This is a genomic window from Streptomyces sp. NPDC014801 (genome assembly GCF_043082085.1).
Lineage (GTDB): Bacteria > Actinomycetota > Actinomycetes > Streptomycetales > Streptomycetaceae > Streptomyces.
Window position 1 is genome coordinate 545,038 of sequence record NZ_JBIBXG010000005.1, and the last position, 24,913, is coordinate 569,950.

The window sequence follows — 24,913 nt, forward strand, 5'->3', positions numbered from 1 at the left end:
ATGCGAATCAAGAGCTGCCCCGTGCGCATCAAGGCGGCGGGTGAGCACGAGGGCACCGACGAGGGGACGTTCGAGGCGATCGTCGCCGCGTACAACCTCGACTCGGTCGGAGACAAGATCACGCCGGGGGCGTTCGCGGACACCCTCGCCCAGTGGAAGTCGTCCGGGGATCCGATCCCGGTGCTGTGGTCGCACATGTCGCAGGACCCCGACTACCACATCGGCGAGGTGCTGGAGGCGGAAGAGCGGCCGGAGGGCTTGTGGGTGAAGGCCCGCATCGACACCGAGCCGGGCACGAAGGCCGCGCAGGTGTACAAGCTGCTGAAGGGCCGCCGCGTCACCCAGTTCTCCTTCGCCTACGACGTCGAGGAGGGCGCGTGGGTCGATCAGAAGGACGGCGAGGGCTACTACGAGCTGCGCAAGCTCAAGCTCTACGAGGTCGGCCCCACTCTGATCGGCGCGAACCAGGCCACCGAGCTGCTGGACGTGAAGTCCGCCGACGGCGCCACCATGCGCATCGCGGTCGAAGGCGCTTCCGCCGCGCAAACCGAGGAGCTTCGCCAGGCCCTGACGGGGGCCATGGCGGCGAAGGCCGGCAGGACTCTGTCGGCGAAGAACGAGGAGAGGGTCCGGGAGATCGGGCGCCTCGCCAAGGAGCTGCTGGACTCCCTGTCGTCTTCCAGCGCCGATGACGAAGAGAAGGCCACGCCGAACCCGCCCGAGACGCCCTCGCCGCAGCCCGCGGCCAAGGAAGCTCCGGCCGGCCCGAGCCCCGCCTCGCTCCGTCTGCTCGCTGACCTCGACGCCCTCGGGGCGGAGGTCTCCACGCTCACGGAATGAGGACAACGTGAACAAGATCGAGGAGCTGAAGGAACAGCTCAAGCACCACCTGGTCCAGGCGCAGGCCATCGCCGCGAAGGCCGAGGAGGAGGGCCGCGACTTCTCCGACGAGGAGCGTGGCCAGGTCGCCGAGCACATGGCCAAGGCCAAGGAGGCCAAGGAGGGCCTGGAGAAGGCGAAGGCGTCCGCCACGATGCGGCAGGCGCTGGCCGACCTCGGCGAGGGCGTCGAGCTGAACGAGAAGGCGGGGGAGCGGCGCACGCCGTCCGGCCTGATCGTGCCGGAGTCCGGCGGCAGCCTGGGCGAGTCGTTCGTCAAGAGCGACGCCTACCGCGGCCTGATGGCGACGGCCCCCTCGGGTGGGTTCGGCGCCAAGTCGCGCGTGCAGTCGATGCCGGCCTCCTACAAGAGCCTGGTCACGGGCGCTTCGGACACCTCCGGCGGCGCGTTCGTGCAGAACGACGTGCGCGGCCTGCAGGTCGGCCTGGACCTGTTCCAGCGTCCGCTGCGGCTGCGGGACGTCGTTGCGAACGGCACGACCGGCTCGGACACCATCGAGTACGTCCGGGTGACGTCGACGACGAACAACGCCGCCCCAGTGGCGGAGGCCACCAGCTCGGCGGCACCGACCGCCCCGGGCACCGCGGGACCGCTCGTCAACGCGGCCGGCGGCGGCTACAAGCCGGAGTCGGGCCTGGCGGTCGCCAAGGTCACGACGCCGGTGCGCACGATCGCGCACTGGATCCCGATCACCAAGCGGGCCCTGTCGGACGCCGCGCAGATCCGCACGCTGATCGACTCCTTCCTCCGCTACGGCCTGGAGGAGGAGCTCGAAGACCAGATGATCTCCGGTGACGGCACCGGGGAGAACTTCGAGGGCCTCGCCAACGTCTCCGGCGTGCAGCTGCAGGCCTGGGACACTACGGGCACCGGCGCGGACATGCAGCGCCTGCGCACGCTGCGCATGGCCAAGACGAAGGTCTTCACGGTCGGCCGGTCCAACCCGAACGCCTACCTGCTGAACCCGGCCGACGTCGAGGCGATCGACCTGTCCGTGAACGCCAACGCCGACTTCTACTTCGGCGGCCCGGGCGCGGCCGGCACGGCGACCGCACTGTGGGGCCTGCCGGTCATCCAGACCGAGGCCGTCCCGGCTGGCACGGGCTACGTCGGTGACTTCCGCAAGGCGATGTTGTGGGACCGCGAGCAGGCCAGCATCACCGTGACCGACTCGCACGCCGACTTCTTCGTCCGCAACCTCGTGGCGATCCTCGCCGAGATGCGCGCGGCTTTCGGCGTCATCCAGCCGTCGGCCTTCGTCAAGGTCGACCTGACCGCGTGACCCTGATCAACTCGCACGGCCTTCGAGGGCGGTGCCCTGTGTGCGGTGAAGTTCACGCCGCATGCGGTCCGCCCTCGGAGTCCGTTCCTTTCGACCAGCGAATGGAGGTGGCCGCCGTGGGCGGTCCGCTGAAGGAGTACGAGGTCACGCTGCCGGGCGGCAGGAAGACCACGATGCAGCTGAACGAGGAGGACGCCAAGCGCTACGGCGTCTTCGACGGCGGCTCGGGCGAGCAGCCGGAGCAAACGAGCGAGGAGGCGAGCAGCGAGGAGGCCGCGGCCAAGTCGCGCACGCCGCGTAACAAGGCCCGCACCGCCTCCGACAAGGGCGATGGCTGATCTTCTGGCCGACCCGGATGAGCTCGCTGCCTCCCTCGGCGTGCCGCCGACAGATCCGAAGCTGCTGTGGGCTCTGACCGCAGCATCCCGCCGGTTCAGGGGCGCGGTCCGGCACCCCGTGTCCCTGGTCGGCGGCGACGCCTTCGTCCTGGACGGCAACGGCCGCGAGTCGGTGCTGCTGCCGGCCGCGCCGGTCCTGGCCGTCTCTTCGGTCACGCTCGACGGCGCGGCGCTGGTCGAGGGCACGGACTTCGACTGGTCGGCGGACGGATTCCTGCGGCGCCTCGACGGCGTCTGGCCGGACCGGCTGCGCTGCCTGCGCGGCTTCTATGACCACGGCTACGCCGTTATCCCGGAGGACATCCAGGAAGTGGTCATCGACCAGGCGCGCGCCCTGTACCGGATCGAGCCGGGCGTGCAGACCAAGACGGTCGGAGGCCAGTCGGTGACGTTCGGCGTGCAGGCCGCGATCGGTGTGACCGCCCAGTGGGCGGCCGCGGTGGAGCGCTACCAGCTCAACCGGGGTGACCGGCCGTGATGTTCAATCAGACAGCCGTCCGGGTGCGTGCCGGCACGAAGACGGACCGGGGCGGCAACACGATCCCGGACTGGTCCAATCCCAACCGGCTCACGGTGTCCGGCCTGAACATCCAGCCGAACGCCCAGTCGGAAAAGGTCGATGAGCAGCGCGACGCCACCATCACCGGATACCGGGTGCAGTCCGCCGAGGGCACCGCCCCCGACATCAAGGCCAGTGACCGCATCGAGTGGAACGGCCAGACCTTCGAGGTGGAAGGCGAAGTCGCCTCCTGGCCGGACCTGTTCACCGACGCCACCCACCACATCGAGTTCGCGATGGTGCGCGCCACCGGATAGGAGGGCGCATGCTGCAGAACTTCCGGCTCGACACGGCCGGCGTGCGGGAGATCCTCAAAGGCCCAGAGGTGCGTGAGCTGATCGACGGATTGGCCGGTGAGGTCGCCGACAACCTGCGCGCCCTCGTACCTCGCGGCACGCCGGTCGAGGTCCGCGGCTACACCACGGACCGCGGTGCCGCCACGGTTGCTGTCGCGGACGCCCGGGCGATGGCCTGGCAGGCTCGCGACGGCATCGTCACCCGGGCGGCCGCGTTCGCCGGTCTTGAGGTGAAGGCGTGGCAGCGGTGAAGCCGCTCGTCGTCTTCGGGGACGTCCAGGCCGCGGGCGCGGCGGTTCTGCGCGAGGCGCTCGTCGGGCGGTCTGAGCCGTATACGGTCGGCGTCACCGTCGGCACGAAGGTTCCGACGGTGCGCTCCCCGGAGGATCCGCTGCTGCCGTTCGTCCTCGTCCGCAAGGACGGGGACCTGCCGCATCCCTCGATGGCGAACGCGCGGTGCACACTGCGCTGCACCGTCTGGCACAAGGACGCCGACCAGGCGCACGACCTGGCGATGCTCTGCCAGGGCCTGTGGCTGGTGCACTCCGGCCCGCTCATCCGCGGCTTCCGCCCCGGCACGGGGCCGCTCCCTGCGACGGACGACGAATCCGGCGTCGACCTGTCGACCTTCACGGCGATCGCCAACGTGAAACCGCAGGTGCTCACGGCGTGACCTGCCGAACCGCGACGACAACCCCTGTACTTGAGATGAGGAGGACGCCGTGGCCGGCGACCCGCTGAAGGCAAATCTGTGGACGGACGCGGACGTCTACATCTCCACCAACCTTTCCGCGACCATTCCCGCGAACGCCGAGACCCCGTTCGGTGTCGACTGGAGCCTCGTGGGTCTGCTCGACGGCGACGACGGCTTCCCCGAGTCCCGCGACGAGGACACCGACGACAAGTTCGCCTGGGGCGGCATCCTCGTCCGCACCTCCCGCCAGCACTTCAAGCTGACGAAGTCGTTCACGGCACTGGAGGACAACGAGACCACCTACAGCCTGCTGTGGCCGGGCTCGACGCCGTCGCAGATCGTCGTACCCCGACCGGCTCGCGTGAAGATCGCGTTCGAGACGCGGGAGGGCGACAAGGTCCGCCGTCTGATCTCCGCCCAGTACGCCGAGGTGGCCCTGGACGGCGACCACGGCGAAAACGAGACCGACCTCGAGAGCGCCACGTTCGCGGCCACCATCTTCCCCACCTCCGGCGGCGTCCTCTTCGACCGGCAGACCACGCCGATCCTGACCGCCCTCGACGTCTCCCCGGCGACGAAGTCGCTCACCGTGGGCCAGATCGGCGCCCTGACCGCCACCGCCACCTACGACGACACCTCGACGGCTGACGTCACCGCCTCCTGCTCCTGGTCCTCGTCGGCCACCAGCAAGGCCACCGTGGCCTCCGGATTCGTCACGGGCGTCGCCGCCGGATCCGCCACCATCACCGCCTCCTACCAGGGCCAGACCGACACCTGCGCCGTCACGGTGTCCTGATGACCACCGGGGCGCGGACCCTTCGTCGCGGTTCGGCCGCGCCCCGGTGCCCCCGCTCGAACCGCGAAAGGACCGCGACATGCACCTGAAGTACACGGACGTCGACATCACCGCCAAGGCGGTGCAGCTGGGCCTCATCCAGGAAGGCGAGGAGATGCCCAGGAACCTGCGCGGCAAGGTCGTAGCAGCCCTGATGCAGGAGGAGACCGCGCCGGTCGCCCGCACAGAGCCCCGGCTTGCCGCTGAGATCGTCCTGCAGCCCAACGGGGCGATCCTCGTCGACGGCGAACCCTTCCCGTGGCTCGTCGCCCAGGAGCCCGTCGACGTCCACCTCGACCCGGACGGCATCAGCACGGTCCGCATGACACTGCTGGCCAACGCCGTCCAGATCATCAAGCCCGAACCGCGAGAGGAACCGCGATGACCACCCGAACCGCGACCAAGCCCGACGACCAGCCGTTCGACTTCAACCTCGACACCGTCAAGGCCGAGAGCGACCTCGCCCCGTGGCGCGTGCACTGGGACGGACGCCGCTGGGAGTTCAGGCACGCCGAGGAGCTCGACGTGTGGGGCCTGGCCGAGGGCGCCGAAGCCGGCGACATCGGCGCCACCATGGCCATCTTCCGGCTCGCGCTCGGTGATGAGCAGTGGGCCGACTTCCGCAAGATCAAGCTGCCGCAGTACAAGATGAAGGCCCTGTTCGAGGGCTACAAGAAGTACTGCGGCCTGGGGGAATCGGAGGCCTCGCCCGCCTCGTAAGAGAGCACGGCGAGGCAGTCGAGGCCGATTTGCGCCAGCACTACGGCGTCCGCCTGCGGGACCTCTTCCTGCGGGACGACGACGGCCGCCGACGGATGACGTGGCGGGAGCTGCGCTGCTACATCCGGCAGCTTCCACCCGACGCCCGCACCAGACTCGCCAGCGGAGACAGCGACGGAATGTGGGGCCTCCAAGAACACCTCACGGGCGTCCTCATCGACGAGGTCCGCATCGGGAACTGGCAGCGCGCCAACGAGGGCGTCGCCAAGGGCAAGCAGTCGCCGCGCCCGAAGCCGTTCCCGCGCCCCGGCGTCGGCAGTAAGAAGACCGGCGGCGACAAGTCCAGCCCGCAGCGGCAGGACGCACGCCAGCGTGCACTCCGCCGGGCCGCTGAGCGCAGGCAGGCCATCGCGGCAGGACAGATCACGTAAACGGCGGGGGGTGAACGGTGCCCTCCGTCGGCTACGCAACGATCCAGATCATCCCGTCGGTCCGCGGCATCTCCGACGAGCTGCGCCGTCAGCTCGTCGGGCCGGCAGGCGACGCGGGCGGTGACGCCGGGCAGGCGGCAGGCTCCAGCCTGCTCGACAAGCTCAAGGTGGGCGCCGCAGCGGCGGGTGCTGCCGCAGGCGCCATCCTGGTCAAGGGCCTCGGCGACGCCATCGAGCAGGCCAACGTCACCTCCAAGCTGCAGGCCCAGCTGGGCACCTCCAACAAGGTGGCCGCCCAGCAGGGCAAGGTGGCGGGCAAGCTCTACAGCTCCGGCGTGAGCGACTCCTTCGAGTCGGCAGCCGACGCCATCAAGTCCGTCATGCAGGCGGGCCTCGCACCTCCCGGCACCACGACGAAGCAGCTCCAGTCGCTGGCCACCAAGGCCTCCGACGTGGCCACCGTCTTCGACCAGGACCTCGGCGGCGTCACCAACGCCGTCAGCCAGATGCTTCGGACCGGCCTGGCCAAGAGCGCCGACGATGCCTTCGACATCATCACCCGCGGCTTCCAGTCCGGCGCCAACAAGGCCGACGACCTCCTCGACACCTTCAACGAGTACGGCACCTCCTTCCGCAACCTGGGCTTGTCCGGCCGCGACGCTATGGGCCTGCTCCAGCAGGGCCTTGCCGGCGGTGCCCGGGACGCCGACCAGGTCGCGGACGCCCTCAAGGAGTTCTCCCTGGTCGCCAGCCAGGGCGGCAAGGCGACCGAGGGCGTCTTCAAGTCGATCGGCCTCAACGGCAAGCAGATGGTGCAGGACGTCGCCGCGGGCGGTGACAGCGCCCGCGCGGCAATCGGCAAGGTACTCGCCCGTCTCGCCGAGCTGCCCAACACAGCCACCAAGGCCAGCGCCGTCAAGTCGCTCTTCGGCGGCCCGGGCGAGGATCTGGGCGCAGCCCTGTTCTCTCTCAACCTCGACAAGGCGTCCGCCTCGCTGGGAAAGGTCGGCGGGGCCGCGGACCAGGTGGGCAAGACCATCCGCTCCGGCCCGTCGCACGAGATTCAGGTCTTCACCCGCACCCTGCAGCAGGGCTTCGTGGACTTCGTCGGCGGCAAGGTGCTGCCGATCGTCTCCACCCTTGCGCACGGGTTCACCACCACACTGCTGCCGCCGCTGCGGATCATCGGGTCCGTGGTCGCGGCGACGCTGGTTCCTGCCCTGACGAGTCTGTGGCAGGCGGGCGGGACGGTTGTGGGCTGGCTGCGCGAGATGGGCACCTGGCTGATCCCGATCGGGATCGCCATCGGCGGGTTCACCGCGGCGATCCTCGCGCAGCAGATTGCAACGGCCGGGGTGACCGCGGTGTTCTCGATCTACCGCGGCGCCATCCTGGCGTGGACTGCCGTGCAGCGCGGGGCGACGATGGCGCAGGCCGCGTTCAACGCGGTCATGAACGCCAACCCGGTCGTACTGATCATCACCGCGATCATCGCGCTCGCTGCCGCCCTGGTCATCGCCTACCAGCGGTCGGAGACGTTCCGGGCGATCGTGCAGGGGGCGTGGGCCGGCATTCAGCAAGCGGCCATGTGGGCATGGAACACCGTGCTCAAGCCGCTGATCGGCTGGCTCGTCACCGGCTGGCAGGCCATCGCGGCCGGGGCGCTGTGGCTGTGGAACACGGTGCTCAAGCCGGTGTTCGGGTTCATCAACGTGGCCGCACGGATCGTTGCCACCATCATCGGCGTCGTCCTGTATGTCGCCTTCAAGATCTGGTGGACCGGCGTCAAGCTGTACCTCGGACTGGTCATGACGGCCGTGCGCGCGGTCGCGTCGGTGTTCTCCTGGCTGTGGTCAAACATCATCTCGCCCGTGCTCGGCTGGATCGTCGCCGGGTTCAAGCTGTGGTGGGCAGGGGTGAAGTTGTACTTCAGCCTGGTCATGGCCGGTCTGCGCACCGTGGGCGGCTGGGCCATGTGGCTGTGGCGCAACGCGATCTCGCCCGTCGTCGCGGGGATCGTCGGCGGGTTCCGGCTCATGTGGGCCGGCGTGCAGGCCGTCTTCGGCTACTTCACCGCCGGACTGCGCGTGCTGGGCGGCTGGGCAACGTGGTTGTGGCGTAACGCCGTGACCCCGGCGATCAACGGGGTGCGCTCGGTCCTGGCGACCGTCTACCAGGTCGGCATCAAGCCGGTGTTCGACAAGTTCAAGTCGGCGATCGGGGGACTGGGCAAGGCCTTCGACGCAGCCCGCGCAGCCATCAAGGTCGCCTGGGACAAGGTGAAGGACATCGCGAAGGCGCCGGTGTCGTTCATCGTCAACACGGTCTACAACAAGGGCATCGTCGGCGTCTGGAACAAGGTCGCGGGCGCCTTCGGGGCGCCGAAGCTCGACACGTTCAAGTTCGCCTCGGGCGGGATCCTTCCCGGCTACACGCCTGGCCGGGACGTCCACCTGGCCGCCCTGTCCGGCGGCGAGGCCATCATGCGGCCGGAGTGGACCCGTGCGGTCGGCCCCGGCTACGTCAACGCGATGAACGCGGCTGCACGCGGCGGAGGCGTCCGCGGCGTGCAGCGCGCCCTCGGCCTGCCTGGATTCGCGGACGGCGGCATCTTCGGCTGGATCGGCAAGGGCGCCTCCAAGGTGGCGGGTTGGGGTTCGGCCGCCTGGGACAAGGTCAAGAAGGCCGCCTCGTGGCTCAAGGACACCCTGGCCGCGAGCGCCCGGGCCGGCGTGAACGCGGTCGTCAACCCGCTGCTGTCGAAGATCCCGGGGCTGAACACCGGGGTCGGCAAGATGATCGCCCGCATCCCCAGCCGGATGATCGACGCGCTGTTCGGGTACGCCGACCAGGCGGACAAGAAGGGCGCCTCGTCCTCCTTCGGCGGCGGCAAGATCCCGTCCGGGCAACACCTCGCCATCATCAACGCGGCGCTCCGGGCGGCCGGTGTGCCTCCGCCCGGGACGCTCGCGCAGTGGCAGTCCGGGCTCAACACTCTCATCACGAGGGAAAGCGGCTGGAATGCCTCAGCGATCAACCGCTGGGACTCCAACGCGCGTGCCGGCCACCCGTCCCAGGGTCTGGCGCAGACGATCCCGTCAACGTGGGCCGCTTACGTCCCCTCGTCGCTTCGGAGCAGGGGAATTCTTGATCCCGTTTCGAATGTAGCGGCAGCCGTCAGGTACATAGTTGCGCGCTACCGCAACATCACCAACGTCCAGCAGGCCAACGCTTCCAAGCCGCCCGCCGGGTACGACTCGGGCGGCTGGCTCGGCCCGGACGAGGTGGGCGTCAACCACCTGCGCAAGCCGGAAGCCGTGCTCACGCCGTCCCAGTGGGCCACCGCAGCCGCTGCCATCGCGCAGTCCGCCGCAGTGGCGAGGGCAATGGAGGCGGCGCCTGAGGCTCCGGGCTCTCGAGGGCTGACGGTGCCCGTGCACTACAACGCCCCGACACCGGAGGATCCACAGAAGGCCGCGTTGGAGATCGGGCGACGGGTGCAGAGGGCGGTGACTGTCTGATGCCGTCCTCTCTGCCCGGTCTGCGCTCCGCTGCGCTGGGGGACCTCGCGCTGCACGTCGCCGACGACGACGGCGTGGAGTGGGTCGTCGAGGATCTCACCGGCTGGCGGGGCAGTCCCGCAAGCACGGTGCAGGTCACGCAGCGGCCCTCCGGGCACGGCGGCTGGGCGACGGCCAGGCCGTGGCTCACTCCCCGTCAGATGGAGTTGCGGGTGTTCATCGCGGCCCCGAACCCAGGAGCGATGGATGCTGCCTACGAGCGGCTGCTCGCCGCCACGGACATCGGCCCCGTGCTCCTGCAGGTCACCGAAGGATCCACCACGCGGCAGGCGACGGTGTACCGCAACGGCGATGTCCTGCCGACCTCCGAGTCGGACTACGAGGCGACCTACAGCGTGCCCCTCATCGCCCCGGACCCGCGCCGGTACGCGGCCGACGAGACGGTCACGCAGCTGTACCTGCCGTCGTCAACGGGCGGTTTGACCTTCCCGATCACCTTCCCGATCACCTTCAACGCGACGGTTATCTCCGGTACGGCCCGCCTGGACAACCCGGGCACGATCGCCACCCCGCTGCGGCTGGTGGTGTACGGGCCAGTGAGCCAGCCCCAGATCACCGTCACAGCTGGCGGCACCTTGTGGACGCTGTCCTACTCCGGGGATATCGCCGACGGGGACTGGGTGGACATCGACACCGAGGCCGCCACCGTGCTCTACAACGGCCAGTCCTCCCGCCGCTCTCTGCTGTCCGGCGACTGGCCGTCCGTTCCACCGGGCGGCGCCGACATCGCGTTCCGCTCCGGCACCTACTCAGCGACCGCCCGCTTGGTGGTCTCCCACCGCGCCGCCTGGATGTAGGAGGTACAGATGGGCTCTCACGCCCTCGGCATCAACGCGTCCGGCGGAAGCCCGGCCTACAACGCGCAGCAGTTCCGCCAGTCCATGTCTGCGCTCATGCTGCCTGGCGCCAACGGCCTGCAGGTCGTGCAGGGTGTACGTCCGGGCTCCGGCCTGGGCGTGTCCGTGGCGGGCAGCACCATCACGGTCACACCGGGCAGCGCGATCGTGCAGGGCGCGTCCAGCACCGTACAGGGCCCCTACCTCGCGGTACTCGATGCCAACTGGACGCAGACCCTCACCGCGGCCGACGGCACGAACCCCAGGATCGACCTGGTGTATCTGCGGGTGTGGGATACCGACGCCGACGGTACCGGGCAGCGGAACTGCCTCCCCGTCTACGTGGTTGGCACGCCGGCCGCGTCACCGACCGCACCGACGATCCCGGCCGGCGTCACGGGCGTACCGCTCGCGACGATCAGCGTGCCGAAGTCGGGCGCCGGCTCGCCCACGGTGAGCACGACAGTAAGGCCGTACACGGTCGCGGCCGGCGGGATCGCCGTCGGGCCGACCGCGCCCCCCAACCCATACACGGGCCAGTACTGGGATGACGGCTCCTCGCTGCGGCGGTGGACAGGCGGCGTGTGGGAGACCTATGGCCCTCAGCCGTCCTGGCAGAGCTACACGCCCACCTGGACCGGCCTGTCCAACGCGGGCAGCGGATTCCAGAGCCTGGGGCGCTGGATCAAGCTCAACCCCACAACAGTGATCGTGAAGGCGACCCTCATCGCTGGCACTTCCCCCTCGCTGGGCTTGAACCAGATCCAAGTCTCGCTGCCGATCGCATCGTCCACCGCCCCGCCCAGCGGTATGGACTGGCTCGGTCACGGCCACCACTCCCCGGCCAACGGCCAGGCATGGACGCCGCTGGTGGCGTCGCTGCAGCGGGGCTCCAGCACGGCAATCGTCTACGGGGTGCGCACGTCCGACCTCGGCTTTGTCGATCCCGGCGACGCCGGCTACACCTTCGTGGCCGGCTCCAGCATGCACATCGAGATCGAGTACGAGACAGCCTGATGACTACGGCCCTGCCTCCAGCGCCGAACCTGGTCAGGCCATACAACATCAGCTGGTTCGGCTGCGACTTCATGACCGGCGAGATCATCGCCGAGCTACCGTCGCTGCGGTTGTCCGGCAGCCTCGACCGGCGCCTCGGCGAGTACACCTCGGCGACCTTCGACCTCATCCTCGACAGGGCTCCGTCGAACTGGTGGGCGGCCACTCAGCCCGGCCGCGCCATGATCGTCGGCGTGTGGGACGGAGCGCCCGGATGGGCCGGCTACATCCCGCCCCGCACCCGCGGGTCGTCGTCGACCGTGAGCATTACGGCCTCGACGATAGAGGCCTACCTGGACCGCCGCTTCACCGGCACCCTGGCCTACACGCAGACCGACGAAGCGCTGATCGCCGCCGCGCTCCTCGGCGTCGCGCAGGCGGGCCTGTCCTGCCTGGACGTGGACGCCCCGATCACGGGTACGCTCCGGGACCGGACCTACGCCGACTCCGACGACAAGACGGTCTACAGCGCGCTCACCGAACTGATGGGTGTGGAAGGCGGGCCGGAGTGGACGATCGATCCGGTCTGGAACTCGGGCCGCACCGGGTTCCGGCTGCTCGCCCGCGTCCGTAAGAAGATCGGCGTGCAGGACGCCTCCCCGCAGGCCGTGTTCTCCATGCCTGGCCCGGTCACCGAGTACGCGGCCGCCGAATCCTACGAGGACGGCAAGGGCGCCACCCGCGTCCTCGCCACCGGCAACGGCGAGGGCGATCAGGGCCGCGCCACCTCCGACCTCTACCAGTCCCCGCTTCCCGGCTGGCCTGTGTACGAGTACCGCTTCTCGCCGTCCTCGTCGATCACCTCGAAGACCGTCCTCAACGGGCACGCCTCGCAGGCCATCACCGAGATGGCCGGCGGTACGACCTCATGGACGATGACCGCGCGCGCGAGCCGGGCCCCACACCTGGGCACGGAGTGGAGCCTCGGCGACAACGTCCGCCTGTCCGTCACCAAGGGCATCTCACCCGGCCACCCCGAGGGCGTCGACGTCGTCGCCCGCGCGCTCGGCTGGTCCCTCGACCCGGCAGCCGACACCATCTCCCCAATCCTCGTAGAGGGAGGCTGAGATGGCGCGCGCCTCCCGATTCCCCGACGACGGAACCGACCTTCCCCGCCGGATAAGGAATCTCGAGGGGCTCGTGCGCGAGCTCGCCGCGGCCCCGCGCGGAGCCAACACCAGCATCAGCACCGGAGAATTCACCCTCGTCGGCGCTGGCGGGCAGCGCATCATGCTCACCCCGACCAGCCCGGTCGGCGTGACCCTGCCGGACGGCAGCATCATCTACCCGCCAGCGGTCGCACTCCTGTCCGCCCTCGCGGATGCGGCAGCCGGAGCGCTCACCACCTACCGCAAGCCCACTGCCTCCGGCTCGACCCCGGTGACGGCCCTGTTCTCCCCGAAGGTCGGCCCCACCACGGCCGGCGTCACGCTGCAGGGCGGCGAGGACGGCGGCGAGACCGCGGTCGCCACGCTCTCCGCGGCGGGCGCCACCCTGGCGCTCACGCCGACCGGGCTCACCATCACGCTGGCCTCCGGCGTCGTCCTCACCCTCAGCGCCGCGGGCATCGCCGCCACAGGCACCAGCACCGCGCCCGGCTGGGCCGAGGACACGACCGGCAGCACCAGCACCGCCACCGCCTACTCGGATGCGGCCGCCGGGCCCTTCTCCGCCTCGATCACCGTGCCGCCCACCGGCCGGGTCTTCGTCCAAGTCCGCTGCACCCAGCGGGCAAGCGGCAGCACCATCAACGCCCACACGTCATGGCGCGGCGTCGGCAGCACGAGCGGGACGGTCTACACCGAGAACGACACCGCGGCGATCGTCGTGACCGGAGCGAACAACGTCAGCCTGTCCCTGCGCCACCGGCTGTCCGGGCTGACCCCTGGCGAAACGCTGACCGTCACGACGAAACACCGCCTCAACACGGCTGGGACGCAGACGCTCGCGTACCGGTCGATCCTCCTCGAACCCAGCCTCACCTGAACCACACCCAGTCCGCCTGACGAAAGGAGGTCAGGCGTGCGTCGTCGTGCCTGCACCGCCCTGGCCGCGTTACTGCTCATCCTCGCCGCCCTCGCTGGGGCCGCCCCGTCGGCAGCCACCGATGCCGAGCCAGCCGCCGCATCGACGCCGGTACTCATCGAGGGCGTGGACCTGCACGACGTCACGATCCGCAAGTCGGGCTCCACCTACTACATGTACGGCTCGATGTACGGCTGCGGCTACGAGTGGTACATCAGCGGCACCCCGTGGTGCGGCTTCGGCGTCTCGACAGCATCGTCACTGTCCGGCCCCTGGAGCGCGCCGAAGCGGCTGTTCGACCCGAACTCGCAGGACCCGTGGTCGAAACGCAGCTGGCAGGAGACGTGCGGTGGGACCGGCCAGGGGTGTTTCAACCCGCGGATGATCGTGAGGAGCGGCTGGGGCTACAACGACGGCGTCCCCATCCTGTGGTTCAACGCCCCGCGGCACTACAGCGACACGGGCGCCAACGCGTACAACGTGATGGGCTGTGCCTCACTCACCGGCCCGTGCGGCCCGGGCGTCACCCCGAACGGCTCCTACAACAAGCCGAGCTTGTCGGTCTGCGCTGGTAACGGCGACTTCGGCATCATCGAGCGCCCCAACACCAGGCCGGCGATCGTCTGCTCCATGCCGGGGGCCACCCAGCTGAACATCGAGGAGCTCAACTACAGCGGCTCCGGCGGCACCGGCCAGGGCGTCCGCAAGGTCGCCGGGATGGACGGGCCGGTTGAGGGCCCTGGCGGCTGGTGGGACGAGGCCACGCAGCAGTGGATCCTGACCTACTCCGACCAGGGCTGCGGCTACTGCGCGGGCACGCCCGCCGGGTACGCCACCTCGACGTCGCTGTACTCCGGCTGGACGGCGCCCGGAAACGTCGGCTGGGGCGCCCCCGACTTCGCTCGCCGCGACTTCAGTTCCGCCTCCTGTGGCGGCCAGCCCCGCACCGTCACCGTGCTCGACGGCCAGCCGTGGCAGGTCATCGACCTGTGGATCGGCCAGCGCAACGAGACCAGCGCGGACACCCTCCTCGTCCCCCTCAACTACCAGCCCGCCTCGGGCACGCCGGGCGACGGCCGGCCCTGGGTCCCGCCGCTCTCCCTCACCTGCAGCTGACCAACCCGCCCCGCGCCATCAGGCCGGGGCCTCCTCGCCTGGAGGCCACATGGCCACACCACTCACCGCCGACCAGATGCTGGCCGCGCTCAAGGCTGAAGGCCTGCGCGTCGTCGAGCACCCGGGCTGGCGCACCCACAACCGGGCCGGGCACGGCGCCTGGGGCCCCGTCCACGGCGTGATGATCCACCACACCGGCGGCAGCGCACCCTCCGACGCCGAGATCGTCTGGTCCGGCCGATCCGACCTGCCCGGTCCGTGCGCGCACGCCTACCTCGCGAAGGACGGCACCGTCACCCTCATGGGCAACGGCCGCGCCAACCACGCTGGCGGCGGCGACGGCAACGTGCTCCAGGCCGTCATCGACGAGTCGTACAGCACGAGGCCCCCCGCGCCGCACAAGCACGAGGGCTCCTCCGGCGCCGTCGACGGCAACGCCCGCTTCTACGGCCTGGAGTGCTCCGAACTCGGCAAGGGCACCGCATGGCCGACCGCTCAGTACGACGCCGCGGTGCGGTGGGCTGCGGCGATCCTCCGCGCGCACGGCTGGACCGAGAAGAGTGCGATCGGCCACAAGGAGTGGTCGGACTGGAAGCCCGACCCGACGTTCGACATGCCCACCTTCCGGGCCGCCGTCGCCGCACGCCTCGCCCACCCCGCGTCCTGGAACCCCAGCGGCAGCACGCCGGCCAAGCCCACCACCCCCAGCGCACCGACCACGGAGGACGGCATGCCCACGGCCAAGGAGATCGCCGACGCGGTCTGGAAGTACCCGCTCGTCAGCCCGACGGCACCGAAGGGCAGCGACCCCAACCGGGCCGCGGGAACCTTCGTCCGCTGGCAGGACCAGCACCACGCCGAACTCCTCGCCCGCCTCGACCAGCAGGCCGCCCGCATCGAGCACCTCGCTGCCCAGGTCGACCGGCTCATCGCCGCCAACACCAAGGCCTGACCGCCGCACTCCCAGAACGGATCACCATCATGAGAATCTTCGGGCGCGAACCGGTAGTGGTTCTGAACACGCTGTCGGCGGTGCTGGGCCTCGTCGTCTCCCTCGGCATCACCAGCCTGACCGCCGAGCAGTCCGGCGCCATCGTCGCCGCCGTCTCCGCGATCCTCGGCGCCATCGCCGCCGCCATGACCCGGCCCATCGCACCGCAGGCCTTCACCGCGGTCGTCGCAGCCGGCGCCGTCCTCGTCGCCGCATTCGGCTACGACGTCTCCCAGGAGACCATCGGCGCCATCAACACGCTCGTCCTCGCCGGCCTCACCCTCCTGACCCGGGCCCAGGTCACACCGTCCAACCCGTCCGCGCCTGCGACCGTCGAACCGCCCCGCACCATCTGATCGGAGCCACCCGTGGCCGATGAGCCGACCCTCGGCGAGGTCGTCCGGCGCTTCGAGGACCGGTTCGTCGACCTCCGAGACGACATCCAGCAGATCGGCCGCCGTCTCGACGAGAAGGTCGACCAGCGCATCTACGACCTGCGGCACGAATCCCTCGGCGCCCGCGTCGCCACCCTGGAAACCCTGCGGGAGAAGGACGCCGAGAAGCTCGTCGCCACCAGGCGCTGGCTGATCGGCGCCGTCATCGTGCCGCTGATCGGCATCCTGCTGCCCGTCGTCATCCTTCTCGTGCGGGGGTCTGGGTCTTGACACGTTCCGCACTGCGCAGAGAGGAGCGACGCTGGCGTCGCGGAGACCTGTTCGCCGTGGCCGTCGCGGTGGCGGTCGGGTCCGCGTTCGCCTGGATACTCCTCAGCATCCAGGCCCTCAACCACGAGCTGCACACCGCGAACGAGGCGCGCGACGCGCTGGCCGCCCAGGTCCAACGGCTCGGCGGTGACCCCATCGCCGGGCCCCCGGGCTCGCGCGGCCAGCCCGGAACGGTCGGACCCCAAGGACCGAAGGGCGACCGCGGCGAGCCTGGCCCGGCTGGTCCGTCCGGCCCGCCGGGCCCCTCAGGGTCGCCGGGGAAGAACGGCAAGGACGGCAGCGAGGGAACGGCCGGCGAGCCGGGATCCGCGGGAGCGACCGGCCCCGCAGGACCAGCTGGCCCGGCAGGCCCGCAGGGCGAGCCGGGCCCCGCCGGACCGCAGGGAGAGAAGGGCGACCCGGGCGAACGCGGCCCCGCAGGACCGGCCGGGCCGGCATGCCCCGACGGGTACAGCCTGCAGGCGCCCTCCTACGACCCGGACGCGCTCGTCTGCCGCAAGGACGGCGCACCCCAGCCCGACCAGCCCGGCAACGGCCAGACCCCGCAAGCCGTCGCACTCGACCCCAACCGCCGCCAGTACACGTAGGAGGCGCCATGCCCGACCCGATCCCCCTGCGGCCGCGCCGCGACCCGTCCGCCGCTGACACCCGCAGCCTCGTCGAGCTCGGCCAGGAGGAACCGCCACCCGTACCCCGGCCGGCCACAAACCCGTTCCAGGAGCCGGACTGGCCGCCCGAGGACGAACCCGCGTGAACAACGACGCCCCCGCTTCTCTGCCAATCGGCAGGGGAGCGGGGGCGCTTTGCTGTGTCCGCGCTGAGTGGCTGTCCAACAATCGATCGATTGATGGCTAGTTGGACAGCCGGTGCCCGAAACGGACATAGCCGCCCTCGCGGTTGTCCAAAAACCCCGTACAGAAAGTCTCAATGTCCATGTACTAGTCATGACCCTTTGTTGGACAATGGGGTCATGGAACCCGACACCACAGACCTCCTCGCCCCTGTCGGAGGGGGAGGCGCCCTCATCGGGTACGCCCGCGTCAGCACCAAGGGCCAGAACCTCGACCGTCAGATCGCTGCCCTCGAAGCTGCGGGGTGCGAACGGATCTTCTCCGATAAGAAGTCCGGCAAGAACACCGAACGCGAAGAGCTCTGGAAGGCCCTCGACTACCTACGCCCCAACGACACGCTCATCGTGCCGTCCCTCGACCGCCTCGGCCGATCCATCCAAGACCTCATCGCCATCGTCGCCGGTCTCCGCAAGCGCGGCATCGGCTTCCGCTCCCTGCACGAGGCGCTCGACACCACCACCCCCGGCGGCCGGCTGGTCTTCCACGTCTTCGCCGCACTCGCCGAGTTCATCCGCGAGCTCATCGTCCAGGGAACACATGAGGGGATCGCCGCGGCCCGCGCGCGCGGGCAACGCCTTGGTCGTCCCCCGGCCATGACAGAGGAGCAGATCCTTCACGCCCGTTCGATGCTCGCCAACCCGGAGGCCTCCATCAGTTCCATCGCCAAGCTCCTCGGGGTCAGCCGCACCACCATCTACAAGTACGTTCCCGAGCTGCGCGCAGGCCACCGCCCGAGCGTCCGCACGGGGAGGCTGGCTGAACTGGAGGGAGCGTGACCAGAGAGCGCTGTGGCAAGCCGACCAAGAAGGGCACCGCCTGCAGGCGGGAACTGCACTCCTGGCTGGAAGGCTTCAAAGTCCGCCGCGCCGACGGGTGCTGGCGGCACATGAACCCCGCCTTCAGGGCGGCGGCGGAAGAGCGCAAGCAGCGAGACGAGGAAGCATGGCAGGCATATCTGGCCGCCGAACCGATCTGTTGGTCCTGGCCGGTGCCGGTCCATCTGGCCGGAGAGGTACGCCCGCCGACCGACGACGTCGACCAACAGCTGTCCTCAGGGGCGATCGAGTGGCTCGCCCGTAACCCCGAGGCCCAGGACAGGATCCTCAGGGAGTGGCAGGACGGACGCTGTGCCATCTGCGGACACCGACGATCCCTGGTCGAGGATCACGACCACGCGACCGGCTTGACACGCGGTTATCTATGCCCTGGCTGCAACATCCAAGAGGGCATCTACCGGAGCGGCGACAACCTCTTCAGTCGATACCGCAAGCGCCATCCGGCGACGATCCTGGGCCTGCAGATCCGGTACTGGAACCCGATCGCTGGAGAGTACGCTCAACCAGGCCGCGCGATGACGGCGGCCGAGCGCGAGGCCGACAAGTGGACCGACGCCGCATCGGAGGACATCGGACTATGACGGACAGCTCGTTCAGCGAGTTCATGAAGACCACGAGGCCCGGCCCGCCGCGGCGATGCGACAGCTGCCAGACCGCCAGCCTCCGCACGCGCACCAGCCCGGCGACCCAAGAGGACGAGGTCATCTGTACCAACATCCGGTGCTCGGCTTCGCCGCTCTACCGGCAGTCGTAGCCAGCACCTGCCACACTGAACCCAGGCCCGCCTCGCATCCCCCCGTCGAGGCGGGCCTTTCTCACCCCTCCAGCCATCCGAGCTCCGCGTCGGGCCGGCAGTGCGGGCAGGCGGTGACGCCCTCGGCGAGCGCCCGCAGCGCCTGATCCCGGGCCACCCCGCGCGACCGCTTCCCCGCGTTCCAGCAGCCCCCGGCGTGCACGTACACGGGCACGGCGTCCCGGCCGATCCCCAGCTCCAGCAGCCAGTCCGGCTGGGGCGGCCGGGCCTGCTCGCCGCGCTGCCGCTCCTGCTCCCGCCGCTCGGCCGCCGCAATCGCCCGGCGCACCTCATCCAGGGTCAGGGCGAGGAACGTCTCCAGGGTGCGGAGCCGGGGCAGGTCGGGCGGCAGGTCGTGCATGTGTTCGATTCTAGGATGGTGGGCGTGAACGACAACCCGCGGGCCGGCCGCTACCACCTCCTCCTCGCCGTCGACGGCCGGCCCGCCCTGCACGGCTGGTGGAACAGCGAGACGACCGCGCGCGGCCAGTTCCGGCAGATCGTCGGCAGCCACGGCCGGGACGGCGCCCGCGTCACCCTCACCGACGAGGAGACCGGCACCGCGTTGACGACCTGGCCAGGCGAGGGCTGAGCCTCTGCCATGATCGACGCCATGGCACACCACCCCTACCCGGACCGCGACCGCGCCCGTCGGCAGATCGACCGCCATCACCTCACGCCGGCCGAGCTCCGCGCGCAGGAGCGCGCCCTGCGGCAGGCGGCCACAGCCGAGCCCGGCGTCTACGTACTCTCCACTCGGCGCCCCGGCATTGTCAGTGGGCAGAGCTAGCCTGAGGTCATCAGGCACATCCGCCTTTCGAACAAGTCGGGTTTGCTGCTGGCCGCCCTGCTCCGGCGTGATGCACCGGAGCGGGGCGCTGCTCTCTCAGGCCGCGGCCTCCGCGTGCCGGGCGGCCTTCTTCACGTCCATCTCGACGTCGTACCGGCCGAGCCCCTGCTCGCTGGCATGCTCGGTGACCGCGGCCTGCGTCTCCTCGGCGAGCTTCCGCCACTCCCGCCAGACCGTGTCGTAGGCGGTCGTCTGCTCCTCGCTCCACTCGCCGGCCGTGGGCGGCCCGTACTCGTCCCGCAGGGCCAGCACTCGGGCGTGCGCCTCATCGGCCGCACGCTGCATCATCACGAGATCCTCGAAAGTGTGTGCCACGTGCAGCGATCCTAGGCTGCTGTGGTCATCTCCCCGCGCGAGGCGCGCACCCACTCGTCGCGCAGCTGCTCGTAGCGTTCCCGGGTCGGCCCCCACAGCCAGCCGCCCGTCTCCAGCAGCAGCGCGCGAATGTCCGCCTGCACGACCGCGGCAGACCGCACGACACCCTCAGGCGGGGGAGGAGTGGACATGATCCGACTGTAGCCGCCGGGTCTGACAGCGGGCTACGAATCGGCACGGTCGGCGATGTACGTCCCCTTCGCCGGCAGGGTCACGACCAGACCGCGCTGCCGCAGATCCTCGACCGCTCGCCGCACCGTGCCGACGGCGACGCCCAGCTGCTCGGCCAGTTCTCTCTCGCCCTCCAGGCGTGCGCCCGGGCGGAGCTCGCCGGCCTCAATGCGGCGCGCGATGTGGTCGGCGACCTGCTGCCAGACGTACACGGGCCGGGACGGATCGATCGCAGGCTCTTGATCACCCATGCTTCGACGCTAGGGCGGCCCACCGCTGGCTATCCCGGCAGGTAGCTCCATACAGCGGTATAGAGCAGTGTGTAGCGGTACCGTCTGAGCAGGAACGAAAGTGCCCTCGGAGCGCGGGCCGCGCACCCCGAGGGCCGCCGACGAGCGGAGCGTCGACATGGACGAGCGTAGAGACCCGCCACCCGCGGACGAAAGCAGCCGGCCGGTCGCCGTCTCCCCGTTACCGGCACCGAAGGCGGCATGGGCGGCCTACGTCAGCCACTGCCGCGCCTGCTCCGTGTGCCGGGATGTCGACCAGCACTGCGACGAGGCGGACCGGCTCTACCAGGAGTGGCAGGCGCGGGCCCGGCGGGCACTGCAGGAACTCGGCTGACCCCTGGCCAGGGCGTTGACGAAGAGCCAGCGATTCGCACCCCGTGTACTTGCCGTGAGGAAACGAATGCGCGCCGCACTCTTCCCTCGCCGATCAACGTGATGTTGAATTCCGGTCAGGTGGCCGGTCAGGCAGCGGCTCGCTGCCGTCCTTCAGTCATGCACTCAGCCGTGCAGGAGGTCGGTGACGTGTACGCCCAGCACGCGGGCGATCTTCAGGAGTGTCGTGATGCGCGCGTCCGCGGTGCCGGCTTCGACGGCCTGGTAGGCGGAGCGGCTCACTTCAGCAGCCAGGAAGACGGACTCTTGCGTCCGGTTCTGGCGGAGCCGTGTGACCCGGATGCGGTCGCCGATGGCGCGTCGCTCGAGAGCGAGCCACTCGTCGTCATCGGGCAGGGTTGGCACCCGAGCAACGCTCGATCGAAGATGATCATAAGTCAGCCCGGTTTACCGGGCATTCTTTGATCTTGAAACTGTCTGGCGCTCTGCGGTGATCTGGCATATGCCGCAGGGCGGCTTGTAGTGTGCGACATTCGAAAGTTTGTTCACCTGAAGGGGTGAACGGGCGTCGGCCTGCGCATCCCCGACCGACGCAGGGGAACGCGAGGAACACCCCCCACCCACAGGCCGGCCGAGGCAACGGGAGACACCACCATGAAGCGGCAGCAGATCCTCGACCTGTACCAGTGGAGTCCCGGCGTCTGCTTCCGGCATCAACACAAGGGCGAGGTGCCGACAGCGGTCATCAAGGTGATTCATCCCCGCGGTCGGGAACGGGAGTTGCGCGCCTGCGAAGAGTGCGTCATCGCCATAGAGGACGCGCGCCGGGAGATGGCGGCACGCAACGGCGAGCCCTACGAGCCGGGACACGTGGACGGGGCTGCGAGATGAATCGTCCCGCCCCCTCGGAGCCGCCGCTCCCCAGGGAGGATCCAGGGAGCGAGGAGGGCTCAGGGAGCGTCCAGGGAGCGAGAAATTCACAACTCAAGTGAAGTCACAGGAAGTGAAGGGGATTCAAAGTCAGCAGGTCAGAGCCCTGTTACGGCCATGGATCTTCAAAATCCCAGGTCCCAAAAAGTGCAGCAGGCAGTTCGAGAACATCTGGCTGCGCACCAAGCGGTACAACGCCTCCGGCAAGGTCGTCTCCGGCACCGGCGGCGTCTGCTACCTGTACTTCCCGGCCCGGCCGACCCCGCGGCAGCGGGCGGCGCTGGCGGCGGTGGGCGTGCGCTGAGGCTCCTCCGGCGGCCCCTGGGGAGCGCTGGGGGAGCGCTCGGGGCCGCCGCTGTGACCAACCTCTCCGCCACGGCGGGGCCCGAAGGTGGCATCGTGGACGGTCGGCGGGGGAAGCCACTTCACGGACGAATACAGCGAGACGACACCATGACCGCACACTCGGCATCCGCCCCCCGTATCGGCACCGGTGGCCCGAAGGACGACGGCCCCGCTCTCCTGGAGCACGTGATGGGCTGGGTGCTCGTCGCCGTCGTCGCGATGCTCGTCACCCAACTCGGCCTGCTCTGAGGCGAAAGCCCCCCCAACCCGGAGCGGCGTTCCGGCGTACGGACCACTGTGACGTGAGGCACGCCCGGCCTGCCATACTGCGGACGTCCCGCCGCCCGTAGGAACCAGGGTCGACCGTGAACCTCAGCCCCCAGCCCGCCGCCGTCGCCGCTGCCCGGCCCCGCGGCACGGAGCGCTCGCTGGCGCGTCGCGCCGAACTGCTCGCCATCGGGCGCCGGCTGTTCGCCGACACCTCGTACGACGCCCTGTCGATGGACGACATCGCCCGCCACGCGCACGTCGCCAAGGGGCTGATCTACTACTACTTCCGGTCCAAGCGCGGCTACTACCTGGCCATCGTCCAGGACTCCGTCGCCGACCTGGTCGCCTTCGCCGCGAGCGGCGCCGACCTGCCCGCCGTGGACCGCGTGCACCGCACGATCGACGGCTATCTGCGCTACGCCGAGCAGAACCAGGCCGCCTACCGCACCATCGTCAGCGGCGGCGTCGGCTTCGACACCGAGGTGCACGCGATCCGCGACTCGGTGCGCGAGGCGATCATCGCCACCATCGCCGAGGGCGCCTACGGCCACGGGGACATCGCACCGGTGGCCCGCATGGGCCTGCTGGCGTGGGTGTGCGGGGTCGAGGGCGCCACGCTCGACTGGGTGGACCGCCCGGAGCTGTCCCGCGACACCATGCGGGATCTGCTGGTCAAGACGCTCGGCGGGGCCCTGCGCGCCGTCGAGGAGCTGGACCCGGCCCATCCGGCGCCGCAGGCCGCCCGCCGGGACGGCTGACGCCACGAGCGGGACGACTGATGCCCGCGAGGGGGACGCCCGATGCCCGCGAGGGGGCGGCGGGCACCGGGCCCGCCGCCCCCTCGCGCCGCGCACCGGGCGCTAGTTGATCGCCTTGATCAGCTCACCGTTCGCGGTGTCGCCGCTCAGCTCCCAGAAGAAGGTGCCGCCCAGGCCCTGCTGGTTCTTGTACGTCATCTTCGTCGCGATGGTCGCCGGGGTGTCGTAACTCCACCAGTTGCTGCCGCACTTGGCGTACGCCGTGCCGCCGACGGTGCCGGTGGCCGGGCACTTGGTCTTGAGCACCTTGTAGTCGTCGATGCCCTGCTCGTACGTCCCGGCCGCCGGGCCGGTCGCCGTGCCGCCGGGTGCCGCCTGGGTGACGCCGGTCCAGCCGCGGCCGTAGAAGCCGATGCCGAGCAGCAGTTTGTTCGCCGGGATGCCGAGCCCCTTGAGCTTGGCGATGGTGGCCGAGGTCGTGTAGTTCGCCTTCGGGATGCCGGCGTAGGAGGTCAGCGGCGAGTGCGGGGCGGTGGGGCCGGTGGCGTCCCAGGCGCCGAAGTAGTCGTACGTCATCGGGTTGTACCAGTCGACGGAGGCGGCCGCCCCCGCGTAGTCCGCGGCGTCGATCTTGCCGCCCGAGGTGGCGTCCGCGGTGATCGCGGCGGTGACCAGCGAGGAGCCGCCGAACTTGGCGCGCAGCGCCGCCATCAGCTTGCGGAAGGCGTCCCGGCCGCTGGAGTCGCAGGTGTTGCCGCAGGCGTTGGGGTACTCCCAGTCGATGTCGATGCCGTCGAAGACGCCCGCCCACTTGGGGTTCTTCACCAGGTCGTAGCAGGACTGCGCGAAGGCGGCCGGGTTCTTCGCGGCCTCGCCGAAGCCGCCGGACCAGGTCCAGCCGCCGAAGGACCACAGCACCTTCAGGCCCGGGTGCTTCTTCTTCAGTTTCAGCAGCTGGTTCAAGTTCCCGCGCAGCGGCTGGTCCCAGGTGTCGGCGACGCCGTCCACGGACTCGGCGGCGGTGTAGGCGCGGTCGGTCGCGGCGTAGGCGTCGCCCATGGCGCACTTGCCGCCGGTGACGTTGCCGAAGGCGTAGTTGATGTGGGTGAGCCGGGCGGCGGAGCCGGAGGTCTCGATGTTCTTGACGTAGTACTTGCGGTCGTAGGTGCCCCATTCGGTGAAGTAGCCGACGACCTTGGAGCCGGCCGCCTCCCGCGCGGAGGGCGAGGCGGTCGCGGTGGTGGTGCCCGTGCCGGCCAGCAGCCCGGCGCCGAGCAGGGCGGTACACGCGGCCGAGACCAGCGCCCGCAGGGCGCGGCGGCGGTGGGGGGTGTGCATCGGGTGGTGCCTCCTCGTGGGGGAGAGGGGGAGCGCCGATTGGCATGAACGCGATGACGCGAGCGGTGCGGGAGAGCGTAGGAGGACTAGACCAGTGCGTCAATGGTGCGGACCAATCTCGGGTCCGCTCGGGGGTCCCGGATTTTTCTTGAAGTAAGCGGTCGTTAACTGGTGACGCGGCCCCTCGGATCGGGCATACTCACAGCGCAGCCGCTGGTCAGCCGCGCTCCGAGACCCGGAAAACGCCCGACCGGACCGGCATCAGGAAGACCCGGCGGAGCCGCCCCCAACCCCAGGCGCACGTCCGCCGATGTGCCCGACAGGGAGG

At 70.1% G+C, this 24,913-nt stretch carries 36 protein-coding genes and 1 pseudogene; 31 read left to right on the forward strand and 6 right to left on the reverse strand.

Annotated features, from left to right (window positions below; all coding sequences use genetic code 11):
• The 24 genes from ACF1AL_RS14870 to ACF1AL_RS14985 all read left to right on the forward strand — a co-directional run bounded on the left by ACF1AL_RS14870 (window position 1) and on the right by ACF1AL_RS14985 (window position 18,713).
• Entirely contained in the window at window positions 1-840 is an 840-nt protein-coding gene (locus ACF1AL_RS14870) for an HK97 family phage prohead protease (RefSeq protein ID WP_391826078.1), read from the forward strand.
• Window positions 841-847: 7 nt separating this feature from the next.
• On the forward strand, window positions 848-2,182 hold the full coding sequence (locus ACF1AL_RS14875) for a phage major capsid protein (RefSeq protein ID WP_391826079.1): 1,335 nt from the start codon (window positions 848-850) through the stop codon (window positions 2,180-2,182).
• Window positions 2,183-2,298: 116 nt separating this feature from the next.
• Complete coding sequence (locus ACF1AL_RS14880; protein WP_391826080.1) at window positions 2,299-2,520, forward strand: hypothetical protein; 222 nt, start codon at window positions 2,299-2,301, stop codon at window positions 2,518-2,520.
• A complete protein-coding gene (locus ACF1AL_RS14885; protein ID WP_391826081.1) occupies window positions 2,513-3,058 on the forward strand; it encodes a mobile element protein in 546 nt (181 codons plus the stop codon). The genes ACF1AL_RS14880 and ACF1AL_RS14885 overlap by 8 nt, the downstream gene beginning before the upstream one ends.
• Window positions 3,058-3,396: a hypothetical protein gene (locus tag ACF1AL_RS14890; RefSeq protein WP_391826082.1), complete on the forward strand. Its 339-nt coding sequence runs from the start codon at window positions 3,058-3,060 to the stop codon at window positions 3,394-3,396. Before ACF1AL_RS14885 ends, ACF1AL_RS14890 begins: the two co-directional genes overlap by 1 nt.
• 8 nt (window positions 3,397-3,404) lie before the next feature.
• Window positions 3,405-3,686 carry a hypothetical protein gene (locus tag ACF1AL_RS14895; protein ID WP_391826083.1) on the forward strand — a complete coding sequence of 94 codons (282 nt, stop codon included), beginning with the start codon at window positions 3,405-3,407 and terminating at the stop codon, window positions 3,684-3,686.
• Window positions 3,674-4,108, forward strand: coding sequence for a hypothetical protein (locus ACF1AL_RS14900; RefSeq protein WP_391826084.1), 435 nt, complete (start codon window positions 3,674-3,676; stop codon window positions 4,106-4,108). The genes ACF1AL_RS14895 and ACF1AL_RS14900 overlap by 13 nt, the downstream gene beginning before the upstream one ends.
• Before the next feature lie 49 nt (window positions 4,109-4,157).
• On the forward strand, window positions 4,158-4,925 hold the full coding sequence (locus ACF1AL_RS14905) for an Ig-like domain-containing protein (protein WP_391826085.1): 768 nt from the start codon (window positions 4,158-4,160) through the stop codon (window positions 4,923-4,925).
• A 79-nt stretch (window positions 4,926-5,004) separates the two neighbouring features.
• Window positions 5,005-5,349 carry a hypothetical protein gene (locus ACF1AL_RS14910; protein ID WP_391826086.1) on the forward strand — a complete coding sequence of 115 codons (345 nt, stop codon included), beginning with the start codon at window positions 5,005-5,007 and terminating at the stop codon, window positions 5,347-5,349.
• A complete protein-coding gene (locus ACF1AL_RS14915) occupies window positions 5,346-5,684 on the forward strand; it encodes a hypothetical protein (protein WP_391826087.1) in 339 nt (112 codons plus the stop codon). Before ACF1AL_RS14910 ends, ACF1AL_RS14915 begins: the two co-directional genes overlap by 4 nt.
• A gap of 29 nt (window positions 5,685-5,713) precedes the next feature.
• Window positions 5,714-6,115: a hypothetical protein gene (locus ACF1AL_RS14920; RefSeq protein ID WP_391826088.1), complete on the forward strand. Its 402-nt coding sequence runs from the start codon at window positions 5,714-5,716 to the stop codon at window positions 6,113-6,115.
• Between the two features lie 17 nt (window positions 6,116-6,132).
• Window positions 6,133-9,636 carry a phage tail tape measure protein gene (locus tag ACF1AL_RS14925; RefSeq protein WP_391826089.1) on the forward strand — a complete coding sequence of 1,168 codons (3,504 nt, stop codon included), beginning with the start codon at window positions 6,133-6,135 and terminating at the stop codon, window positions 9,634-9,636.
• A complete protein-coding gene (locus tag ACF1AL_RS14930) occupies window positions 9,636-10,493 on the forward strand; it encodes a phage distal tail protein (protein ID WP_391826090.1) in 858 nt (285 codons plus the stop codon). The genes ACF1AL_RS14925 and ACF1AL_RS14930 overlap by 1 nt, the downstream gene beginning before the upstream one ends.
• A 9-nt stretch (window positions 10,494-10,502) precedes the next feature.
• Window positions 10,503-11,549, forward strand: a complete 1,047-nt coding sequence (locus ACF1AL_RS14935) for a hypothetical protein (RefSeq protein WP_391826091.1) — start codon at window positions 10,503-10,505, stop codon at window positions 11,547-11,549.
• A complete protein-coding gene (locus tag ACF1AL_RS14940; RefSeq protein WP_391826092.1) occupies window positions 11,549-12,655 on the forward strand; it encodes a hypothetical protein in 1,107 nt (368 codons plus the stop codon). The genes ACF1AL_RS14935 and ACF1AL_RS14940 overlap by 1 nt, the downstream gene beginning before the upstream one ends.
• Before the next feature lies 1 nt (window position 12,656).
• The gene (locus ACF1AL_RS14945; protein WP_391826093.1) at window positions 12,657-13,574 is read left to right on the forward strand and encodes a hypothetical protein; all 918 of its coding nucleotides are present in this window, start codon (window positions 12,657-12,659) and stop codon (window positions 13,572-13,574) included.
• Window positions 13,575-13,610: 36 nt separating this feature from the next.
• Complete coding sequence (locus ACF1AL_RS14950; protein ID WP_391826094.1) at window positions 13,611-14,729, forward strand: hypothetical protein; 1,119 nt, start codon at window positions 13,611-13,613, stop codon at window positions 14,727-14,729.
• Between the two features lie 49 nt (window positions 14,730-14,778).
• Window positions 14,779-15,681: an N-acetylmuramoyl-L-alanine amidase gene (locus ACF1AL_RS14955; RefSeq protein WP_391826095.1), complete on the forward strand. Its 903-nt coding sequence runs from the start codon at window positions 14,779-14,781 to the stop codon at window positions 15,679-15,681.
• A 29-nt stretch (window positions 15,682-15,710) separates the two neighbouring features.
• Window positions 15,711-16,076 (forward strand): hypothetical protein, encoded by a 366-nt coding sequence (locus ACF1AL_RS14960; protein ID WP_391826096.1) that lies wholly within the window; start codon window positions 15,711-15,713, stop codon window positions 16,074-16,076.
• Between the two features lie 12 nt (window positions 16,077-16,088).
• Window positions 16,089-16,385: a hypothetical protein gene (locus tag ACF1AL_RS14965; protein WP_391826097.1), complete on the forward strand. Its 297-nt coding sequence runs from the start codon at window positions 16,089-16,091 to the stop codon at window positions 16,383-16,385.
• The gene (locus tag ACF1AL_RS14970) at window positions 16,382-17,032 is read left to right on the forward strand and encodes a collagen-like protein (RefSeq protein WP_391826098.1); all 651 of its coding nucleotides are present in this window, start codon (window positions 16,382-16,384) and stop codon (window positions 17,030-17,032) included. Before ACF1AL_RS14965 ends, ACF1AL_RS14970 begins: the two co-directional genes overlap by 4 nt.
• Before the next feature lie 8 nt (window positions 17,033-17,040).
• Window positions 17,041-17,199 (forward strand): hypothetical protein, encoded by a 159-nt coding sequence (locus tag ACF1AL_RS14975; RefSeq protein WP_391826099.1) that lies wholly within the window; start codon window positions 17,041-17,043, stop codon window positions 17,197-17,199.
• A 216-nt stretch (window positions 17,200-17,415) separates the two neighbouring features.
• On the forward strand, window positions 17,416-18,072 hold the full coding sequence (locus tag ACF1AL_RS14980) for a recombinase family protein (protein ID WP_391826100.1): 657 nt from the start codon (window positions 17,416-17,418) through the stop codon (window positions 18,070-18,072).
• Entirely contained in the window at window positions 18,069-18,713 is a 645-nt protein-coding gene (locus ACF1AL_RS14985; RefSeq protein WP_391826101.1) for an endonuclease domain-containing protein, read from the forward strand. Before ACF1AL_RS14980 ends, ACF1AL_RS14985 begins: the two co-directional genes overlap by 4 nt.
• 234 nt (window positions 18,714-18,947) lie before the next feature.
• On the opposite strand, the gene ACF1AL_RS14990 is transcribed toward ACF1AL_RS14985, so the two are convergent.
• The gene (locus ACF1AL_RS14990) at window positions 18,948-19,286 is read right to left on the reverse strand and encodes a DUF6233 domain-containing protein (protein WP_391826102.1); all 339 of its coding nucleotides are present in this window, start codon (window positions 19,284-19,286) and stop codon (window positions 18,948-18,950) included.
• A 24-nt stretch (window positions 19,287-19,310) separates the two neighbouring features.
• Here ACF1AL_RS14990 and ACF1AL_RS14995 point away from each other — a divergent pair, with 24 nt between their 5' ends.
• Both ACF1AL_RS14995 and ACF1AL_RS15000 read left to right on the forward strand, forming a co-directional pair.
• Window positions 19,311-19,517 carry a hypothetical protein gene (locus tag ACF1AL_RS14995; protein ID WP_391826103.1) on the forward strand — a complete coding sequence of 69 codons (207 nt, stop codon included), beginning with the start codon at window positions 19,311-19,313 and terminating at the stop codon, window positions 19,515-19,517.
• A gap of 21 nt (window positions 19,518-19,538) precedes the next feature.
• A complete protein-coding gene (locus ACF1AL_RS15000; protein ID WP_391826104.1) occupies window positions 19,539-19,715 on the forward strand; it encodes a hypothetical protein in 177 nt (58 codons plus the stop codon).
• A 96-nt stretch (window positions 19,716-19,811) separates the two neighbouring features.
• Here ACF1AL_RS15000 and ACF1AL_RS15005 read toward each other — a convergent pair whose 3' ends face one another.
• The 3 genes from ACF1AL_RS15005 to ACF1AL_RS15015 are packed head-to-tail and all read right to left on the reverse strand — an operon-like array spanning window position 19,812 to window position 20,572.
• The gene (locus tag ACF1AL_RS15005; protein WP_391826105.1) at window positions 19,812-20,090 is read right to left on the reverse strand and encodes a hypothetical protein; all 279 of its coding nucleotides are present in this window, start codon (window positions 20,088-20,090) and stop codon (window positions 19,812-19,814) included.
• 11 nt (window positions 20,091-20,101) lie between these two features.
• Window positions 20,102-20,281 (reverse strand): hypothetical protein, encoded by a 180-nt coding sequence (locus ACF1AL_RS15010; RefSeq protein ID WP_391826106.1) that lies wholly within the window; start codon window positions 20,279-20,281, stop codon window positions 20,102-20,104.
• Between the two features lie 33 nt (window positions 20,282-20,314).
• On the reverse strand, window positions 20,315-20,572 hold the full coding sequence (locus tag ACF1AL_RS15015) for a winged helix-turn-helix domain-containing protein (RefSeq protein WP_391826107.1): 258 nt from the start codon (window positions 20,570-20,572) through the stop codon (window positions 20,315-20,317).
• Between the two features lie 157 nt (window positions 20,573-20,729).
• Between ACF1AL_RS15015 and ACF1AL_RS15020 the strand changes: the two genes are divergently transcribed.
• Window positions 20,730-20,945 (forward strand): hypothetical protein, encoded by a 216-nt coding sequence (locus ACF1AL_RS15020; RefSeq protein WP_391826108.1) that lies wholly within the window; start codon window positions 20,730-20,732, stop codon window positions 20,943-20,945.
• Between the two features lie 164 nt (window positions 20,946-21,109).
• On the opposite strand, the gene ACF1AL_RS15025 is transcribed toward ACF1AL_RS15020, so the two are convergent.
• Window positions 21,110-21,349 (reverse strand): helix-turn-helix transcriptional regulator, encoded by a 240-nt coding sequence (locus ACF1AL_RS15025; RefSeq protein ID WP_391826109.1) that lies wholly within the window; start codon window positions 21,347-21,349, stop codon window positions 21,110-21,112.
• 249 nt (window positions 21,350-21,598) lie between these two features.
• On the opposite strand from ACF1AL_RS15025, the gene ACF1AL_RS15030 reads away from it, so the two are divergent.
• The 4 genes and pseudogenes from ACF1AL_RS15030 to ACF1AL_RS15045 all read left to right on the forward strand — a co-directional run bounded on the left by ACF1AL_RS15030 (window position 21,599) and on the right by ACF1AL_RS15045 (window position 23,247).
• The gene (locus ACF1AL_RS15030) at window positions 21,599-21,835 is read left to right on the forward strand and encodes a hypothetical protein (RefSeq protein ID WP_391826110.1); all 237 of its coding nucleotides are present in this window, start codon (window positions 21,599-21,601) and stop codon (window positions 21,833-21,835) included.
• A 193-nt stretch (window positions 21,836-22,028) separates the two neighbouring features.
• Window positions 22,029-22,178, forward strand: a pseudogene (locus ACF1AL_RS15035) (peptidase C39 family protein); the annotation flags it as partial.
• 149 nt (window positions 22,179-22,327) lie between these two features.
• Entirely contained in the window at window positions 22,328-22,468 is a 141-nt protein-coding gene (locus ACF1AL_RS15040) for an SCO1431 family membrane protein (RefSeq protein WP_384213229.1), read from the forward strand.
• 116 nt (window positions 22,469-22,584) lie between these two features.
• Window positions 22,585-23,247 carry a TetR/AcrR family transcriptional regulator gene (locus tag ACF1AL_RS15045; protein WP_391705143.1) on the forward strand — a complete coding sequence of 221 codons (663 nt, stop codon included), beginning with the start codon at window positions 22,585-22,587 and terminating at the stop codon, window positions 23,245-23,247.
• Window positions 23,248-23,349: 102 nt separating this feature from the next.
• Here the strand turns inward: ACF1AL_RS15045 and ACF1AL_RS15050 are convergent, their stop codons facing one another.
• Complete coding sequence (locus tag ACF1AL_RS15050) at window positions 23,350-24,585, reverse strand: glycoside hydrolase family 18 protein (RefSeq protein ID WP_391705140.1); 1,236 nt, start codon at window positions 24,583-24,585, stop codon at window positions 23,350-23,352.
• Between the last annotated feature and the right edge of the window lie 328 nt (window positions 24,586-24,913).

Coding starts and splice junctions, on each gene's coding strand:
- ACF1AL_RS14870 (WP_391826078.1), top strand. CDS start 1: ATGCGAATCAAGAGCTGCCCCGTGCGCATCAAGGCGGCGGGTGAGCAC.
- ACF1AL_RS14885 (WP_391826081.1), top strand. CDS start 2,513: ATGGCTGATCTTCTGGCCGACCCGGATGAGCTCGCTGCCTCCCTCGGC.
- ACF1AL_RS14890 (WP_391826082.1), top strand. CDS start 3,058: ATGTTCAATCAGACAGCCGTCCGGGTGCGTGCCGGCACGAAGACGGAC.
- ACF1AL_RS14895 (WP_391826083.1), top strand. CDS start 3,405: ATGCTGCAGAACTTCCGGCTCGACACGGCCGGCGTGCGGGAGATCCTC.
- ACF1AL_RS14910 (WP_391826086.1), top strand. CDS start 5,005: ATGCACCTGAAGTACACGGACGTCGACATCACCGCCAAGGCGGTGCAG.
- ACF1AL_RS14915 (WP_391826087.1), top strand. CDS start 5,346: ATGACCACCCGAACCGCGACCAAGCCCGACGACCAGCCGTTCGACTTC.
- ACF1AL_RS14930 (WP_391826090.1), top strand. CDS start 9,636: ATGCCGTCCTCTCTGCCCGGTCTGCGCTCCGCTGCGCTGGGGGACCTC.
- ACF1AL_RS14935 (WP_391826091.1), top strand. CDS start 10,503: ATGGGCTCTCACGCCCTCGGCATCAACGCGTCCGGCGGAAGCCCGGCC.
- ACF1AL_RS14940 (WP_391826092.1), top strand. CDS start 11,549: ATGACTACGGCCCTGCCTCCAGCGCCGAACCTGGTCAGGCCATACAAC.
- ACF1AL_RS14945 (WP_391826093.1), top strand. CDS start 12,657: ATGGCGCGCGCCTCCCGATTCCCCGACGACGGAACCGACCTTCCCCGC.
- ACF1AL_RS14955 (WP_391826095.1), top strand. CDS start 14,779: ATGGCCACACCACTCACCGCCGACCAGATGCTGGCCGCGCTCAAGGCT.
- ACF1AL_RS14960 (WP_391826096.1), top strand. CDS start 15,711: ATGAGAATCTTCGGGCGCGAACCGGTAGTGGTTCTGAACACGCTGTCG.
- ACF1AL_RS14975 (WP_391826099.1), top strand. CDS start 17,041: ATGCCCGACCCGATCCCCCTGCGGCCGCGCCGCGACCCGTCCGCCGCT.
- ACF1AL_RS14980 (WP_391826100.1), top strand. CDS start 17,416: ATGGAACCCGACACCACAGACCTCCTCGCCCCTGTCGGAGGGGGAGGC.
- ACF1AL_RS14990 (WP_391826102.1), bottom strand. CDS start 19,286: ATGCACGACCTGCCGCCCGACCTGCCCCGGCTCCGCACCCTGGAGACG.
- ACF1AL_RS15000 (WP_391826104.1), top strand. CDS start 19,539: ATGGCACACCACCCCTACCCGGACCGCGACCGCGCCCGTCGGCAGATC.
- ACF1AL_RS15010 (WP_391826106.1), bottom strand. CDS start 20,281: ATGTCCACTCCTCCCCCGCCTGAGGGTGTCGTGCGGTCTGCCGCGGTC.
- ACF1AL_RS15015 (WP_391826107.1), bottom strand. CDS start 20,572: ATGGGTGATCAAGAGCCTGCGATCGATCCGTCCCGGCCCGTGTACGTC.
- ACF1AL_RS15020 (WP_391826108.1), top strand. CDS start 20,730: ATGGACGAGCGTAGAGACCCGCCACCCGCGGACGAAAGCAGCCGGCCG.
- ACF1AL_RS15030 (WP_391826110.1), top strand. CDS start 21,599: ATGAAGCGGCAGCAGATCCTCGACCTGTACCAGTGGAGTCCCGGCGTC.
- ACF1AL_RS15040 (WP_384213229.1), top strand. CDS start 22,328: ATGACCGCACACTCGGCATCCGCCCCCCGTATCGGCACCGGTGGCCCG.
- ACF1AL_RS15050 (WP_391705140.1), bottom strand. CDS start 24,585: ATGCACACCCCCCACCGCCGCCGCGCCCTGCGGGCGCTGGTCTCGGCC.